This window comes from Selenomonas ruminantium AC2024 (assembly GCF_000687995.1).
Taxonomy (GTDB): Bacteria; Bacillota; Negativicutes; order Selenomonadales; family Selenomonadaceae; genus Selenomonas_A; species Selenomonas_A ruminantium_B.
Map to the genome: position 1 here is coordinate 550,403 of NZ_JIAC01000001.1, position 16,483 is coordinate 566,885.

17 protein-coding genes are annotated in these 16,483 nt (G+C 50.6%); 8 read left to right on the forward strand and 9 right to left on the reverse strand.

The window, feature by feature from the left end:
* Window positions 1-18 precede the first annotated feature (18 nt).
* Window positions 19-927, reverse strand: coding sequence for a 1-phosphofructokinase (gene pfkB, locus P157_RS0102540; protein WP_026759630.1), 909 nt, complete (start codon window positions 925-927; stop codon window positions 19-21).
* A gap of 3 nt (window positions 928-930) precedes the next feature.
* Entirely contained in the window at window positions 931-1,677 is a 747-nt protein-coding gene (locus P157_RS0102545; RefSeq protein WP_026759631.1) for a DeoR/GlpR family DNA-binding transcription regulator, read from the reverse strand.
* 233 nt (window positions 1,678-1,910) lie between these two features.
* Here P157_RS0102545 and P157_RS0102550 point away from each other — a divergent pair, with 233 nt between their 5' ends.
* Together P157_RS0102550 and P157_RS0102555 are read left to right on the forward strand one after the other, a co-directional pair.
* Entirely contained in the window at window positions 1,911-2,810 is a 900-nt protein-coding gene (locus P157_RS0102550) for a YitT family protein (protein ID WP_026759632.1), read from the forward strand.
* Between the two features lie 35 nt (window positions 2,811-2,845).
* The gene (locus P157_RS0102555) at window positions 2,846-3,445 is read left to right on the forward strand and encodes a hypothetical protein (RefSeq protein ID WP_026759633.1); all 600 of its coding nucleotides are present in this window, start codon (window positions 2,846-2,848) and stop codon (window positions 3,443-3,445) included.
* Here P157_RS0102555 and P157_RS0102560 read toward each other — a convergent pair whose 3' ends face one another.
* Both P157_RS0102560 and P157_RS0102565 read right to left on the reverse strand, forming a co-directional pair.
* Entirely contained in the window at window positions 3,446-4,009 is a 564-nt protein-coding gene (locus P157_RS0102560; RefSeq protein ID WP_026759634.1) for a beta-class carbonic anhydrase, read from the reverse strand.
* Window positions 4,010-4,024: 15 nt separating this feature from the next.
* Window positions 4,025-4,585, reverse strand: coding sequence for a hypothetical protein (locus tag P157_RS0102565; protein WP_026759635.1), 561 nt, complete (start codon window positions 4,583-4,585; stop codon window positions 4,025-4,027).
* A 180-nt stretch (window positions 4,586-4,765) separates the two neighbouring features.
* Between P157_RS0102565 and P157_RS0102570 the strand changes: the two genes are divergently transcribed.
* The 3 genes from P157_RS0102570 to P157_RS0102580 all read left to right on the forward strand — a co-directional run bounded on the left by P157_RS0102570 (window position 4,766) and on the right by P157_RS0102580 (window position 6,980).
* Window positions 4,766-5,032 (forward strand): YhdT family protein, encoded by a 267-nt coding sequence (locus P157_RS0102570; RefSeq protein WP_026759636.1) that lies wholly within the window; start codon window positions 4,766-4,768, stop codon window positions 5,030-5,032.
* Entirely contained in the window at window positions 5,025-6,524 is a 1,500-nt protein-coding gene (gene panF, locus P157_RS0102575; RefSeq protein ID WP_026759637.1) for a sodium/pantothenate symporter, read from the forward strand. Before P157_RS0102570 ends, panF begins: the two co-directional genes overlap by 8 nt.
* Before the next feature lie 171 nt (window positions 6,525-6,695).
* The gene (locus tag P157_RS0102580) at window positions 6,696-6,980 is read left to right on the forward strand and encodes a hypothetical protein (RefSeq protein WP_026759638.1); all 285 of its coding nucleotides are present in this window, start codon (window positions 6,696-6,698) and stop codon (window positions 6,978-6,980) included.
* Between the two features lie 58 nt (window positions 6,981-7,038).
* Here the strand turns inward: P157_RS0102580 and P157_RS0102585 are convergent, their stop codons facing one another.
* Window positions 7,039-7,347, reverse strand: a complete 309-nt coding sequence (locus P157_RS0102585; RefSeq protein ID WP_026759639.1) for an AzlD domain-containing protein — start codon at window positions 7,345-7,347, stop codon at window positions 7,039-7,041.
* Between the two features lie 152 nt (window positions 7,348-7,499).
* Here P157_RS0102585 and P157_RS0102590 point away from each other — a divergent pair, with 152 nt between their 5' ends.
* Both P157_RS0102590 and P157_RS0102595 read left to right on the forward strand, forming a co-directional pair.
* Window positions 7,500-8,450 (forward strand): class I SAM-dependent methyltransferase, encoded by a 951-nt coding sequence (locus P157_RS0102590; protein WP_026759640.1) that lies wholly within the window; start codon window positions 7,500-7,502, stop codon window positions 8,448-8,450.
* Entirely contained in the window at window positions 8,429-10,060 is a 1,632-nt protein-coding gene (locus P157_RS0102595; protein ID WP_026759641.1) for a dicarboxylate/amino acid:cation symporter, read from the forward strand. Before P157_RS0102590 ends, P157_RS0102595 begins: the two co-directional genes overlap by 22 nt.
* Before the next feature lie 323 nt (window positions 10,061-10,383).
* Here P157_RS0102595 and P157_RS0102600 read toward each other — a convergent pair whose 3' ends face one another.
* Together P157_RS0102600 and P157_RS0102605 are read right to left on the reverse strand one after the other, a co-directional pair.
* Window positions 10,384-11,103, reverse strand: a complete 720-nt coding sequence (locus P157_RS0102600; protein ID WP_026759642.1) for an AzlC family ABC transporter permease — start codon at window positions 11,101-11,103, stop codon at window positions 10,384-10,386.
* Between the two features lie 77 nt (window positions 11,104-11,180).
* Complete coding sequence (locus P157_RS0102605) at window positions 11,181-12,509, reverse strand: threonine/serine ThrE exporter family protein (protein ID WP_026759643.1); 1,329 nt, start codon at window positions 12,507-12,509, stop codon at window positions 11,181-11,183.
* 150 nt (window positions 12,510-12,659) lie between these two features.
* Here P157_RS0102605 and P157_RS0102610 point away from each other — a divergent pair, with 150 nt between their 5' ends.
* Window positions 12,660-13,073, forward strand: coding sequence for a peptide deformylase (locus P157_RS0102610; protein WP_026759644.1), 414 nt, complete (start codon window positions 12,660-12,662; stop codon window positions 13,071-13,073).
* 64 nt (window positions 13,074-13,137) lie between these two features.
* On the opposite strand, the gene P157_RS0102615 is transcribed toward P157_RS0102610, so the two are convergent.
* On the reverse strand, window positions 13,138-14,520 hold the full coding sequence (locus P157_RS0102615; protein ID WP_026759645.1) for an alanine/glycine:cation symporter family protein: 1,383 nt from the start codon (window positions 14,518-14,520) through the stop codon (window positions 13,138-13,140).
* Window positions 14,521-14,630: 110 nt separating this feature from the next.
* A complete protein-coding gene (locus tag P157_RS0102620) occupies window positions 14,631-16,400 on the reverse strand; it encodes a MutS-related protein (protein ID WP_026759646.1) in 1,770 nt (589 codons plus the stop codon).
* Between the last annotated feature and the right edge of the window lie 83 nt (window positions 16,401-16,483).

Genomic DNA, 16,483 nt, shown 5'->3' on the forward strand with positions numbered 1-16,483 from the left:
AAGGCGAGATCCCAAATGTTAAGCGATGGTGGCCAGCAGTGCTTCAACTTCCGGACGGGTAGCGAGATTTTCGCTGAACGCGGAAGCAGAACCCGTAGCTACGCCCATGTGGAAGGCTTTTTCAAAGTCGCCATTGGATTCCATGTAACCCGTGATGAAACCGGCTACCATGGAGTCGCCAGCGCCGACGGAGTTGATGAGCTTGCCCTTCGGTGCCGGGCACTTATAAGACTGGCCTTCCGCCGTCAAGAGGATGGCACCGTCGCCAGCCATGGAAATCAGCACGTTCTGTGCGCCTTTTTCCTGCAGCTTCTTGGCATAGGTGATGATTTCTTCGTCCGTGGTGAGTTTCACGCCGAACATATCGCCGAGTTCGTGATTGTTGGGCTTAATGAGGAACGGATGATACTGGAGCACGTTGAGAAGCAGGTTCTTCTCAGCGTCAACCACGATGCGGATACCCTTGCCGTCAAGGCGGGCCATGATGCGCTGATAGATGTCATCCGGCAGGGTCTTGGGAATGGAACCGGCCAGTACCAGCGTGTCACCTTCTACGAGTTTGTCGAGCTGTGCAAAGAGTTCAGCCTGCTTGGCTTCGCTGATGTCCGGGCCCTGACCGTTGATTTCCGTCTCCGTGCTGGCTTTGGCCTTTACGTTGATACGGGAGAAACCTTCGTCAAGCTGTACGAAATCGCTCTTGACGCCGAATTCCTTGAGCTGGCGCTTGATTTCTTCGCCGGTGAAGCCAGCGACAAAACCCAGGGCGCTGTTGTCATGGCCCATATTCTTCAGCACGATGGACACGTTGATGCCCTTGCCGCCAGCCAGAACCTGCTCATAGTTGACGCGGTTGATGGCACCGGCGGTGAAGTTGTCCAGACGGACGATGTAATCCAGGGATGGATTGAAGGTTACGGTGTAAATCATTTCTTACTCTCCTTCAAGAACAGTGGTATAATCACGGTATTTTTTATCTTCCAGCCGACCTGTAATAATGGTAGCACTGGAGATATTGGCAAAGGTGATAGGGGAAATCTTGTTGAATTTTGACTGGTCAGCCAAAACGTAAGCATGCTTGCAGCGAGCCAGAGCAGCGCTCTTGATGGTGCCTTCATCTGCATCCGGCGTAGAAAAACCGGACTTGGGGCTGATGCCGTTGGTACCGAAGAAACCCTTGGTAAAATTGTAGCACGTGAGGCTTTCCAGGGCTTCTGTGCCGATAACCGCTTCTGTAACGGCTTTGACAGCACCGCCGATAATGAAGACCTTAAAGCCTTTGGCAGCCAGCTTGGCAGCATGCTGCATACCGTTGGTGACGAATACGGCACTGGTTTCCGTCAAAAAATCAATTAAATGCAAGGTGGTGGAACCCGCATCAATATAGACAAAATCCTTCTGCTTGATGAGTCCGGCAGCCTTGCGGGCGATGGCGATTTTTTCCTCAGGGAATAAATCGTTCTTGGTTTTCATGTCTTCCTCGGCACTGCTGTAGTTGTTGTCGATGGAAGTGGCCCCGCCGTACACCTTGTAGAGACGCCCATTCTTGTGCAGGGCGGTCAAATCCCTGCGCACTGTGGATTCAGATGCGTTCAGGGCACGGGTGAGGTCAAGGACGGTAACAGCCTTTTTTTCCTCAAGGATGCGCAGAATTGTAGCATAACGCTCTTCCGTCAGCATGGCTATCACTCTCCAAAAATGTGATTTTTTTATATAATACAACTAAACTCCTTCAAAGTCAATCAAACTCACGAAAAAACACGCAAGAAGTTGCTAAATCCCGCCAAAAACTGTCGATAAAATACGAATGTACTTTAGTGTGGTACAGAAATAAACATGAAAAAGAGGATTATTGTCTGCGTTTACCTAATAATATATAATGAATATAGAACGAAAATGGGAGTGTGAGGTGTATGGAAGAACAGGCAGCCTTGAATAATGAAGTAAAACCTAAAATTGGCCAGAATCGCACGACGTCATTTTATGTGAAAAAATATGCCATGATTTTTGTCGGGGCGGTTATTGCGGCTTTTGGGCTGGAAGAATTTTTGATTCCCAACAACGTCATTGACGGCGGTATCGTGGGCGTTTCCATTATGATGGAAACCATCACGGGCATGAGCATGGGTGTTTTCTTGGTGCTCTTAAACATTCCCTTCCTCTTTATGGGGTACAAGCAGATTGGCAAGAACTTTGCCATTGCCACTTTGGTAGCCATCTGTTTTCTGGCCGTCTGGTCAGAGATATTTGACCCGTTGGAGAAGGTGACGGATGACCCCTTCCTGGCGGCTATCTTTGGCGGCATTATTGACGGTATCGGCGTGGGCATGATTATCCGGGCTGGCGGCAGTCTGGACGGTACGGAGATTGTGGCTATTATTATGGATAAGAAGTCCGTGTTCTCCGTGGGCGAAGTAGTTATGTTCATCAACCTCTTTATTCTGTCCAGCGCAGGACTGCTCTATGGATGGGATAAGGCTATGTACTCGCTGGTAGCATATTTCGTCATCTCCAAGATGATTGATGTGGTCATCAAGGGGCTGGATGAAAGCTACGCCGTGATGATTGTGACCAATGAGCATGAGGAAATCACTTCGGCCCTGAATGACCGCCTGGGCCGTGGCGTGACCCTGCTGCACGGTGCCGGTGGCTACACTGGGGAGAGCAAGGAAGTGCTTTACTGCGTGGTGACTCGTCTGGAAGTCGATAAGCTCAAGGAAATCGTACTCGACAAGGATGAAAATGCCTTTGTAACCATCAATGCCGTCCATGATATTGTGGGCGGGCGGTTCAAGAAAAAATCCATTCATTAAAAGTCCGTGTGGTTTAAGGTTCTGGAGGTGTTATTGTGAAACGGAAAATTGCCTTACTATGGGTACTGTTGATGCTTATCCTGTCGGTGCAGGCCTGGGCGGCAGAGCGCACGCCGCTGCGGGTGGCGCAGTTTCCCTTGCTCATACAGAGTTATATGACGCCCACTCAGGATGTGCATGACCGCTTGGAAAAACTGGTGGACAGAAGCCTGCATGTTCCATTGAACGGCACGTTAAAAGCCGTCCAATACATTCCGGAGAAGGAATGCTGGGCGGCTTTGGAAGATGCGCGCAATGAAGCTGTCGGCAAGGTAAAGCTCAAGGATTTAATGCGGCCAGTGGCAGAAAAACTGAAGGCCGACCTGGTAGTTATGCCGGTGCTTACAGGTTATGAGCAGTATCAGACCATGCGCTGGAACCGCTGGGGCAGATATATCGTCCATAGCTATGCGGCGGTGGAAATTGTCGGCTTTGACAAGGCTAAGGCAGAATCCTTTAGCAAAGGCGCATCGCGTCATTTCAACGACGAATACGCCACGCAGGGGGATGTGTCGCAACTGGCCTATGAGGCTATGGAGGAGGCCCTGCAAAGTGCGAAAATCCATGACCGGATATGGACGTGGAAGGACAGATAATCAGGTATAGCCGTTCATGACCACATCCACCTTCCCAGTGCGTGGGTGGAAAATCAGGCCGTGAATGGGCACATCAACGGGAATCAGTGGATTAAGGCGGATGCGTTCTACCGTATCGATGACATTTTGCTCGGGATGGTGGAATTCATCCGCCCATTCTGTGAGTTCCTTCTTTATCATATGGATAGCTTCTTTCGAAATGCCTCGTTCCACCATGGATTTTATGAGGCTTTCCGAAGTGGTGTTGGCCATGCCGCATTCGTGATGGCCGATGACGATAATCTCCTTGACGCCCAGTTCATAAATACATACGAGCAGGCTCCGAATGGTGCCATCAAATACGCCGGTAATGCCATTGCCGGCGGTTTTTATTACCTTGGCTTCCCCGCGGCCAATGCCTAGAGCTGGTTCCAGAAAATTCACTAGGCGGGTGTCCATGCAGGTAATCAAGGCCACCTGCTTTTGGGGCAGCTTGCTTTTTTTCAAATCTTCAAGGGTGTAGTCAGCGGGCGGATGGGCGCAGAATTCTGCATTGGCCGCCAGCATGGTATCGAGAATGGTCATGGTGCTTACCTCCCCTCAAAAGACGCTCGGCCGGATATTTATCGTCTGGCCGTTGCGCAGGCTGACTTTTTGTACGAGGCAGCTGCGCATGCCCACCATGAAGAGTTCAAATTCATCCGCATGGGGCAGTTTTTTGGTCAATTCATCCCTTGTCATCTTGTCGGCAAGGTTCTGGTTCCCTTCCTTGCCATTCGGGTCAAGAATCATAACATAGTACTCGGCGGCGGGAACATCCTGGAAGGTGAACTGTCCCTGCTCATTCACTACGGCATGGTAAATGGGCTGGTTGGCGGGGATAGTTCCTTGCTGATACCATTTTTGCACGGCGGCGTAGGGAAGGGCCGTAAAATTAATCCCGCGCTCAATGAGCCAGATTTCTGCCCGCTCGGAACGCTTGCGGTTCTTGGGGGCGCTCATATCCCACATCATAGCTGCGCCGCCTTCGCCCCTGCCGATGTGCATTCCCCGTTCGGTGTTGGGCAGGTGAACCGTGCCGGTGATGGTGCCGCCGGCCGCGGCAACAGCACTGATGCTTATCAGCAGGCAAAATATCAGCAGAGTGACAAGGCGTTTCATATAAATCATCCTTTCTGACATAGTTTCCAGTAACTGTCTTTGCCATTAGTTTTCGCCTTTGGCAGAAAAAATCCTGCTGGATTTGCCTGTGTAGTCATTTTGCGGTACACTAGAGAGCGACGGTATGCACTGCATAAAGCAAATTTCAGGGTGCAACTGTACGAAAGGAGACTATGGTTTATGACAGATTGGGAAAAGTATCAGCAAATTCGCCGGGAAGCCGCGTTTACGGGGCTGGCACTGCTGGTACTTATTTTATTTTGGTGCTGGGCAGGCTTTGGCCTGGCTGGCGTAGATATGGAGATTGGCGGTCTGCCTCTCTGGGCAGTAACCTCCAGTATTGGCGTATGGTTTTTTGCCATTGTGCTGGTGAAAATCTTGCTGAAATTCGTCTTTAGGGATATGCCCTTGGAAGATGGCGGAAAGGAGGGCTCTGACCATGAGTAATGGCGGCAATCCGGCAGCGCTTCTGCCCCTGCTTATCTTTATGGCCGTGATGATTGGCATTGGCTTCTACGTACGGCAGGTACAGGCCCGAGGTTTTGGCAGGAATTTTGTTCAGCAGTATTTTATCGGCAACCATGATTTGGGTGGCTTTGTGCTGGCTATGACTACCGTGGCCACATATAGCTCTGTAAGTTCTTTCGTGGGCGGGCCGGGCATGGCCTGGCAGATTGGCTTTGGTTGGATTTACATGGCAGTGGTGCAGGTTACGGCCATCTTCCTCGTGCTGGGTATATTCGGCAAACGGGTGGCCCTGTTGTCCCGCAAGTTCGATGCGGTGACGGTAGTCGATATTATCCGTGAGCGCTTCCAGTCGGACGGATTGGCAAGTTTGGCGGCCTTCATCATCGTGCTGTTCTTCTGTGCAACCATGACGGCGCAGTTCGTGGGTGGTGCCAAGCTCTTTGCGGCGGTGACGGGTTACAGTTATGAGATGGGCCTGCTGCTCTTTGGTCTGGCCGTGGTGGTCTACACCACTGTGGGCGGCTTCCGGGCTGTGGCGCTGACCGATACCTGCTGTGCCCTGATTATGATGGTGGGCATTGTATTGTTGCTTTACTATGTGCTGGCGGCAGGGGGCGGCTATGAAAATCTTATGGCCAATCTCCATAGCAATCACCCGGAAATGTTTGAACCCTTATCCAATGGCCATATGCCTGTCGGGCTTTATCTGACCCAGTGGATATTGGTAGGTATTTGCACCATTGCCCTGCCGCAGTCGGTGGTGCGGGGTATCAGTTACAAGGATACGGCCAGCCTGCACAAGGCCATGCTGATTGGTACGGTGGTCGTGGGCTTTATGAATATCGGCATCAACTTTACGGGCATTCTGGCACATGGCGTGCTTACCGGGGATTTGGCCTCCTATGGCGGTGTGGATAATATCATCCCTAGGACTATCGTCACGGTTATGCCGCCGGCTTTGGTGGGACTGGCCATTATCGGCCCGTTGGCGGCATCCATTTCGACCATTTCCGGCCTCTTGATTGTGGCTTCTTCGGCCATTATCAAGGATGTGTATTTGCATCATCAGCATAAGCAAGGCAAAGAGCCGGGCACGAAACAGTTGCGTCTGCTCTCCATGCTGGCAACCGCCGTTATCGGCGTGGTGGTGTTTGTCATTGCGCTGACGCCGCCGAGCCTTATCTGGATTATCAATATGTTTGCCTTTGGCGGTTTGGAAACGGCCTTTTTCTGGATGCTTTTGCTGGGCCTGTTCTGGCGGCGGGCTAATAAGCTCGGCGCACTGCTTTCTATGAGCGGCGGTACGGTGGTTTACTGCCTGACGCAGGGTATGGGCTTCAAGGTTATGGGCCTGCATCAGATTACCATCGGCATTACGGCGTCGCTCTTGTTCTTCCTGATTGGCACTTATCTGGGCAAGCCGCAGGACGAGAAGGTTTTGGCAGAGTTTTTCCCTCATAGGGAGAATTAATAAGCATATAGGGAAAAATTTTCTAAAAAATAGTTGAAACTGCAAAAAATATCTTGCTTAATTGGGACTTTTGGGGTAAAATTACAAAGTATTTTTGGATACAAATGTATATTGTGGAAATAATAATGGGATATTGTTACTGGAAAGATTTTTTTGGAGAGGAGAAGAACGATGATTGTTGCGGTGAATAGTGCGACAAACAAATTGTTTAAGTTCAAGACAGGTAAGTATAATTTGAAGGAGCAGGCGGCTTGGAAGTCCCGGACGGCTTTTGTGGAAGATACGTTGCAGGAGATTTTGCGCAAGGCGGCCAATAAGGAAGCTACGGTTTTTGCAAAATGTTGTTACGGCATTGAACTGGGCAGAAGTGAAGCCGAGGACCGCTACCTTTTGTCCTATGATGATGCAGTGAGCTATTGGAAAAATTTTGATGCACGGGTGTATCAGATAGCATAAAATATACGAACAGCCCATGAAGCAAGGGATAAGCTTCATGGGCTGTTTTTTGTTTCGCTTATAATAAGACCAGTTCAACGCCGAACACAACGATACAGCAGGTGGCGGCTACTTTGAACAGGCTGAAGCCTTTCCAGGCCAGGCCAATGCCGATAATGAGGGCTAAAAGTCCTGCGTAGGGACTGCGGGTGGCATCCATGATGGCGGGGAAGGTCATGACGGCAAGGGTCACATAAGGAACATAGAAAAGGAAGGAGCGTAGAAACTGGTTTTTGATGGGCCGTCTTATAAGCGTGACGGGCAGGATGCGGATGGCGAGCGTTACAGCGCTCATTACGAACAGATAGATGTAGATATCGTGGTTCATGGGCGTTTTCCTTTCTCGATGAATGGTATTTATTAACATTTTAGGCGGATAATGCCGGATTGTAAAGAAAAATAGCAGGATTTAAGCAGACAAAGGGCGAAATGTTATAAGCTGACGTTTCAGTAAAACATGAAATTGGGAAGGTGTGGCAAATGAAAAAAATACTGCCTGTAAAATGGCTGTCTGTTCTTGTTTTGGGGCTGTGCTTGCTGTTGAGTGGCAAAAGCTGGGCCGCTGAATTTGAGCCGGTTTCCTATACTGCCTATACGTCGCTGTTCTGGCTGCGGGAGGCTGGTGTGCCGGAGGCGGCTGAATATGCCAAGGCAACGGGGAAACAGCATCTTTTGTTCACGGGGAAAATCAAGAATTTTTATACTCTGCAGCCGGTGAATATGCTCTACCATGAGATGCGTTATGCGGCACTCAATGAATATATTCAGCAGAACGGCTACAAAAATGTCATGGACATTGCCTGCGGGTTTTCCTCCCGGGGACTGTACATGGCCCGTCATGGAATCCATTTTGTGGGTGCAGAATTCCCCGCTGTTGCAGTCTATGGCAATCAGTATCTGGCCAAATGCCTGAAGCCGGAGGAAGTGAAACTGGCATCCTATGAGGTCGCAGATGCTACGGATAAGGCGCAGATGATGGCTGCGGCCGACAAGATGGAAGGCCCGATCTGCATTACCATGGATGGCCTGATGATGTATCTGACCCATGAACAGCAGGCCAGCGTCCTGCAGAATATCAAGGCTGTTTTGCAGAAACATGGCGGCTGCTATATTACGTCGGACTTTTCTGCCCGTGATTTCGTCATGGGGGCTTCCAAGGTCGTTTATGGGGAGAAAAATGCTCGTGAAGTTTATAAGGAATCGGCCAAGGTTTACGAGGAAATTGCCGATGCCGATTTTGACCAAAAATTCTTTGCTACCGACGAAGAAATCAAAAAATTTATTGAGGCACAAGGGCTGAAGGTAAAACAGATTCCCTTGTTTAAGGAATCATTTAAGCTCTACAGCGAGAAGGGGTTGAATAAATTGCAGCTTCAGCGTTTGGATGACCTGAAGAAAGCGAAGATTTTATGGCTGATTACACTCGAATAACGGACCGTTCTTTTGTCATTACATGGAAAAATTTTTCGCAGGCCATGGACTGGATTGCGGATTCATTGTCCCAAGAAAAGGCTGAACAGCATGAAATTTATCTGATGCAGCTGCTCGTAGAGGAAACTTTTCAGCGTTTGGCCCAGCAGGATAAAAAGGCGGAAGACTTTAGCCTGACGTTGAGCTGGAAAAAGTCCTTTCATCGCTTAAAGCTGTTGCTGACGGCCAAAGGGGATGCCTATAATCCTTTGTTGCTGCTGCCGGAGGATATGGAAAGTGACCTGACAGGGTATGCAATTCTGAAAGCCCATCGCAAACGGCTGAAGTATTCGCGCAGCAGACGGCGGGGCGAAAATATTGTGGCCATACAGTTCCGTGACCCGGAGTATCAGGAAGTGCGCAGGATTCTGGCAGGACTGATTTTTGGCACGGCTGTGGGGGCGTTGCTGTACTTTGAAGCTAGTCAGGCAGCTAAGGACTGGCTGGAGGCAGTTGTTATCGAACCGATACAGACGGTATTTATCAGCGCACTGATGATGGCGATTGCGCCGATGATATTTTTCTCGGTTATTGAGGGGATTATCAGTATGTCCTATTCCAGCAATATCGGACGTATCGGCTGGCATGTGGTCTTATGGTCACTGCTGAAACTGGCTTTTTTCGTAGCGGCCGGCCTACTGGCAGGTTATCTTATGGGCGGCACACCGGAAATTTTGGATACCCTTACCCTTACGTTGGAGGGCAATCTTGGCAATGCTCCGGGTATTACGGTGGGGTCGCTGTTAGGAGGAATTGTGCCGGGGAATGTGGTTTCGCCTTTTTCGACCAATAACATCATGCAGACTTTGTTTCTGGCCTGCTTCTGTGGTTTTATCCTGAATAAAATGGACGGACAGCTGGATTGGGCGCGTGAAGGGGTTCGCTTTATGAGCAATTTTACGATGAATGTTGTTCAGACCGTGAGCCTGCTGCTTCCCTTTCTGGTGTGTATATCCACTATCAAAATGGTTATGCAGCTGGGGATTATTGGCCTTTGGGCGTATGGCCGGATGCTCCTGGTCATTGCGTTGGGGCTGCCCCTTAGCTTTTTGGTGGCGGCTTTGCTGATTCTGCTAGTTGCCCGTTGCTCGCCCCTGCCTTTTTTACAAAAAACAGTGCCTTTTAGTGCGCTGCCTTTTTCCAGCAGTAATTCCAGTGCCTGTCTGCCGGCCACGCTGAAATTTTGTGTGGAAAAATTGGGCATGAATGAGCGGATTACGAAATTTACGGTACCGGTAGGTATGCAGTTCAACATGGATGGCACAGCCTATTATGTGTCCGTAATATCCATGATGCTCGCGTGTACGTTTTCGGTGGAGATGAATGCAGACTTTATCTTTTCCCTGTTCTGCGTAGAGTTCCTGATGGCGATGACGGGAGTGGGACTTCTCGTTATGCCGCCGGTATTGGAGAATATGGGGATTCCGGGAACTGCGGTTATGCATTTTATCGGCATTGAGCCGATTATCGATATGCCGGGAACGGCGCAGAATGTGGTAGGGGATATTACATCGGCGTTTTTGGTGGCAGGGAAGGACAGGCAGGTGGATGAGGCGGTTTACCGTTCTTAGTTAACATCATAGTGTAAAGGCGCCCGTGGGGCTGGTAACACTTTTCCTCCGCCATAGACAGGCTTGTCAAAAGCTGCGGAAAAGCATTACCAGCCCCACGGGCTTAATGCGAGATGATTGCTCCGCCATGAATAAATTTTTCTTGTGCTTATCGGAATGAGATGCTATAATGACAACATAAGAAGGACACGAACATAGAAAAATCCCCTGCGAGTACCAGTCGCAGGGGATTTTTTGCGCATCATTTACGTTCTTAGTGGTTTAACCAATAGCTGAATAATTCAACCAGGATGCCTTGATAAACGCGGCTGGTCTTTGTTTATTTATTCCTTTACCGGATGCAGGATGGCGCCTATGGCGGCGATGGCGACGGTCAGGATGATGGTTATTGTGCCGCCGGACAGGTCGCTGATTTCGGGCAGGTGGGCGCAGGCGAAGCTGGCGATGAAGCTGATGGCGACCAGCACACCAATAATGCGGTTATCTCTGGCGGGCGGGATAATGACCCAGATGAACATGCCAAAGAGTGCTACGCTCAGGGCGCTGACGGCGGCTACAGGCAGGAGGTTGCCCGCCATAACACCGAGGGCGGTGCCGACAGACCAGCCCGGCAGGGCTACGCTCATGGCACCGTAATTGTAGTAGGGATTCAAGGGGCCTTTTCTCGCAATGGTGATGCCGAAGATTTCATCGGTGATATCAAAGCCCACCAGCACCCGGTGGAGAATATTGGTATCTGGGGAGAATTTTTGGCTGACGACGCAGCTCATAAGGAGGTAGCGGGCGTTGGCTACGAGTGTCATAATGGCCAGTTCCAGATAGGGAGCGTCAGCAGCGATAATGGTAAAGGCCGCGTATTCACCTGCTGAAGCGTTGTTGAAGAAGCTGGCTAAGAAGCCTTCAAAAGGGGTAAGTCCTGCATTGCGGGCGGCAATGCCCAGGGTAAAGGAGACTACGAAGTACCCCAAGGCAATGGGCGTGCCATCGCGAATTCCGTCCATAAATGCCTCCCGGCGAGGAGAGGATGTTGTTGCCAAAGTCATACGTTCACTTCTTTCATAGATTAGATAGCCTTCCCCTATGGGGAAGGTGGTCGCGTAGCGCTCGGATGAGGTTTTTCTTAATCTTCCGATTCGGCATAGCGTTTGGCCAACAACCTCTGCACGTTATTTTGCTTGCGCCGTTCAATCTGCCGATGGATAAAGATGTTGGGAATGGCCACACCTACGGCAATGCCGATAATGATGGTCACGGCATCTACGCCCATGCGGAAGCTGGCAAAGAATTCTTCGCTGGTGATGAACTGGATATTCAGCAGGGCAAAGAGCAGACGGTAGAGCAGTACCCCGGGAATCATGGGGATAGCCGAAGGAATGGTCATGACGATATTGGGCGTATGGAACCAGTGAATGGCTTTGAGGGCAATGAGGCCAACCACTGCTGCGCCGATAAAGGAACCGGCGGTTTGGGACATTCCAAGCTCGATTACGGAAATATTGCGCAGCAGCACCGTGATAATGCCACCTACAGCCACTACTGGCAGAATTCGTTTGGGCACGTTGAAGATGATGGAAAAGCCCGTGGCCGCAATGGCTGCCGCGATAGCTTGGGACAGGTATTGAGTGTCGGGAGTGAGCTGGACACTGGTAAAGTCTGTAACCCCGCAGAGGCGGATGGCAATAACGATACCGAAGGTCATGCTGCCTACAACTAACAAAGTGTGCATGGCTCTTGTCATGCCGGCCACGATAAAGTTATTGAGCAAATCATCCACGGCATTTATCAGCGGAATTCCCGGTACGAGAAATAGAGTGCAGGCAATTAGAGGATACCAGTTCAATTCTCCCGTAAGGAATTGGGTACTCCAGGCCAGAATCGTGGTGACAAAAGAAGTGATGGCAATGGTGGCATAGGCATTAAAAGCGTAGGCATTGCAGAGCCTTCGCGTATAAAAGCCCAGCAAAGAGCAGATGGCCGTCAGCAGAAAATCAAGCCAGCTGCCGCCGAAGAGTTTGCAGAAACCACCGCAGGCCGCGCCTGCTCCGAGTGCAGTCAGCCATACGGGATAGGCCCGCGGAAGATTGCGTATATTGTTCAGCTGACGGCGGAATGCTTCGAGGCTGTAATTTTGGGCCAGGGCCCGCCAGGTCAGTTTGCTCACCGCTGACAGGGTAGTCATATTGACGCCCAGCTTTTGGTACTTGCAGAATTCCGTATAGGAATGGCGGCTGTCGCTGACATTGAGCATCAACGTGGTATAGAGCACATGCTGATGCATATGTTCCTGGTCAATACCCATAAAGGCCGCAGCCCGCCGCATATCCCGCACGGTGCGGTCACTGTCGGCACCGTTTTCCATCAAGAGGGCCCCGGTCTGCAGCAGCAGATGCAGTTTCTCGCCGATTTCAGCAAAGGGTTTATTCAGAATTTCATCCTTGTCGTCACTCAAAATATCCCTATCCTTTCTTATAATATGTAAACAACATTGTAAATGTATGTAAACTATTGTAGGACAGTAGAAGATAGATGTAAAGTTTTTTGGCGGGAAAAATTGTGGTAAAATAAATAAGAAAATATAGTCGAAATGAGGAAGATAGATATGGTAAAGAACATCATCAAAGATACGGAATTCCTGCAGAAAATGGCGGAACCTGCTACCCGCAAGGATAAGGCTGTGGCAGAGGATTTGTTGGATACCCTCAAAGCAAACAAGGCTATCTGCGTAGGGTTGGCAGCTAATATGATTGGTGTGGCCAAGAGCATCATCGCTGTGCAGGTGGGCAAGCAGAATATCGCCATGTTGAACCCGCAGATTGTCAAACATTCCGATGAATGCAGCGAGGTTATGGAAGGCTGCCTGTCACTGCTGGGAGAACGTCCGGCCAAACGCTATACATGGATTGAAGTAGAGTATAAGGATATAAAATTCAAACCGCAGAAGCAGCGCTTCTCCGGCTTCACCGCAGAGGTCATCCAGCATGAGATTGACCATTGCAATGGCATCATAATTTAACTCATCAGGAGAAAATAAAGGCAGATTCGCCAGTGAAAAGCGAATCTGCCTTTTGACATGTCATTTATTCTGCTATCGTTGCATGAGGAATGTCGTCCTCATCAAGTTCCCCTTTGCGGGACAAGTAGCTTTCGGTTTCTGCCACAACGACGCCGGACAGGGCAATCAGGGCAATCAGGTTCGGGATAGCCATGAGGCCGTTTACGATATCGGCCAGAATCCAGATGGCTTCGAGTTTGAGGAAACCGCCGCTGGCAATCAGTGCAATGAAGATTACGCGGTAGGGCATTACACCTTTGGTACCGAAGAGATAGATGCAGGCACGTTCGCCGTAGTAGTTCCAGCCCAAGATAGTGGTGAAGGCGAAGAGCACGAGTGCGATAGTCAGGAGGCTGCTGCCCACAGCACCGTAAGCAGAAGCAAAGGCGGCGCTCGTCATGGCGGCACCGGCGGCATCACCCTGCCATACGCCCGTGAGGACGAGGGCCAGGCCTGTCATGGTGCAGATAATCAAAGTGTCGATAAAGGTACCCGTCATGGAGATAAGACCCTGTTCAGCAGGTTCCTTGGTCTTGGCGGCAGCGGCGGCAATGGGGGCAGAACCGAGGCCGGATTCGTTGGAGAACACGCCGCGGGCGATACCATTCTGCATGGCCATCATAATGGTGGAACCGGCAAAACCGCCGGCTGCTGCCGTGCCGGTGAAAGCGGATTCAAAAATCAAAGCGACAGCGGCGGGAACGCCATCAAAATTCATGGCGATAAGCCCCACGCTGATGGTGATATACATGACCGCCATAAAGGGAATGACCTTGGCGGCAACTTTGGCAATGCTCTGCAGGCCACCGATGGTGATGGCGGCAATCAGAATCGTGAGTACAGCGCCTGTGAGCACCTTAGACAGGCCAAAGGAAATTTCCGCACTATCCACAATGGCGTTGACCTGCGGGAAGGTGCCGATACCGAAATATGCTACGAGGATGGTGGCAGCGGCGAAGAACGTAGCCAGCGGCTTATACTTTTCGCCCATGCCCTGACGGATGTAGTACATGGGGCCACCGGCGATATTGCCCTTGGCATCCGTGCTGCGGTACTTAACGGCCAGCAGGCCTTCGGCGTACTTGGTAGCCATGCCGAAGAAGGCGGCCATCCACATCCAGAAGATAGCGCCGGGGCCACCGATTTTCACAGCTGTTGCCACGCCGACGATATTACCCGTGCCGACCGTAGCAGCCAGTGCCACACAAAGGGCCTTGAAGCTGGAAACGTCTCCTTCGCCGTGATTCTTGGCTTTGAAAATCAGGGAGAGAGCCTTGGGCAGGCGTACAACCTGCAAAAGTTTCAGGCGCAGGGTCAGGTAGATGCCTGTGCCCACCAGCAGGGTAATCAGCGGCGGCCCCCACATGAAGGAGTCGATGGCATTAAGCATAGGGATAAATGATTCCATAAATTGATGTCCTCCTCGTATGATATAAACAGGTCTGTGTCTATTTAGAAAAGACACAGGTACTTCTGAAATAAGATAGTCCCTATATTATCATACAAAAAGACATTTGTCTACAAGATTCCTGCCATTTTTAGCAAATATTGAGCATTGGTCGTCTGGCAGCGGCCATTCTTTATTTTATAGTCAAATTTTATCTTGTTATTCTCGTAGTATTCGGCAAAGTGATAATTGGTCACGGGAATATCATTATCTGATTGCAAATCGCAGAGTTCAAAGTCATGGGTGGATACTAACGTGATGGCGTAAGGACGGGTCAGACGCTTGATGGCCTCGCGGGCGCCGATAATCCGGTCGGCCGAGTTGGTTCCCTTGAAAATCTCGTCAATGCAGATAAACATCGGCGTCTGTTTCTGGCTGAAATCCACCATCTGCTTGATGCGCAGAAGTTCGGCATAAAAAGTGGAAATCCCCTGCGATTGGTCATCATGAACCTGAATAGAGGTAAAGACAGCCATGGGCGTGCAGGCAAAACTTTTGGCGCAGACGGGAGCGCCCGCATAGGCCAGCACCAGAGAACTGGCCAAAGTGCGCATATAGGTGGTTTTGCCGGACATGTTGGAGCCGGTGATGATGCGTGTTTCGGCAGTCATGGCAGTATCGTTGGGCACGGCCTTTTCTTCAGTGATTAGCAGGGAGGAAAGGCCTGTCGTGTTCAGTTGGGGTGCGCCTTTTAGTATCTGCGGGAAGGTGAACTGTTCCCGGGTATGGGCTGTCATGGCCAGGGAAATATAGAGTTCCATCTCTGCCCAAGCATCCAGCCAGCTTTTTAGGTTTTGTGCGGCGTTGTCCTGCCAGCGGCTAAAGCGGGCGGCGCAGTGGCAGTCCCAAAGCAGCAGGGCATTGCCCATCACGAAGAAAAAGAGATTGCGGCAGAGGTTTACATGGTCCGTGAGGCGGGCAAGTTTCTGCAGGGCAGGAGCGCCCGCTGTTGACAGGTCATTGGCCAGCTTGTTAAGCTGCGGGCTTGTAAAGTTTGTCTTTCCCAAGCGGATAAACAAGGCGCGATAGGCGTGTAACTCCTGATTGAGGGTGCGCAGCGGGGCGAGGATGGTCTGATTCTGCCGGTGAAAGACCATGGCAATGGCAAATTGCAGCAGTATGAGGAGGCCGGGAATATGCCATTCCATAAGGCCGCCGAGTGCCAGTACAATACTCGTCATGGTTAGTAGCGGGAGCAGCCGGGCCGTTTGCTGCAGGACAGGGCTGATATGATGAGGCTGGTCTGCAGTTACTTCCTTTATCAAAGGCGCAGTGTCGTGCCCTGTGGGGAGAAAACGGCTTAAGGCCAGCAGTTCCACGCAGAAACGCTGGCGGTCAATGAGTTCGTTGACCGCTGCCTGACGTTTGGTGATGACATCTGCGGGCGGCGGTGTTACCGTCAGCGCTTGGGCAAGTTTTTGTTGGCCGAGGGCGGTGCGGGCACAGCACAGGTATTGATAAAGGGAGGATGGGCCATAGATATGCAGGTCAATGTCCTGGGGACGCTCGGGATGAATGAATTCATCCCCTTTGTCGGTCAGCTTTTGCCAATTTCCATTGAAGCGCGAGAGATATTCTTCCGTTACGTCTAAAGAATTTTGGATAAAATGGATGCGCTTTTTCAAGCGGTTGTGCTGGTGGATAAGCCGGCTAAAGAACAACAGCAATAGCACGCCGATGACAGTTGCGCCCCTTACGCCGTCATAACCTGCCGCAAAGGAAAAAATCAGGGCAAAGAAGCAGGCGGTGCGATAGAGGGTATATCGGCCGGACAGTTTTTCATCAGCGGTCAGCTGCGTCTGCGCTTCTGCCTGCAGGTTTTTATAAAAATCCTGTTTCATGGAGGTCACTCCTTACGGTTGTTTTTGCTTTTCTACATTATACCATTGGAAAAAAGATAAATGGAGGGAAGTTGCCTTTGGCT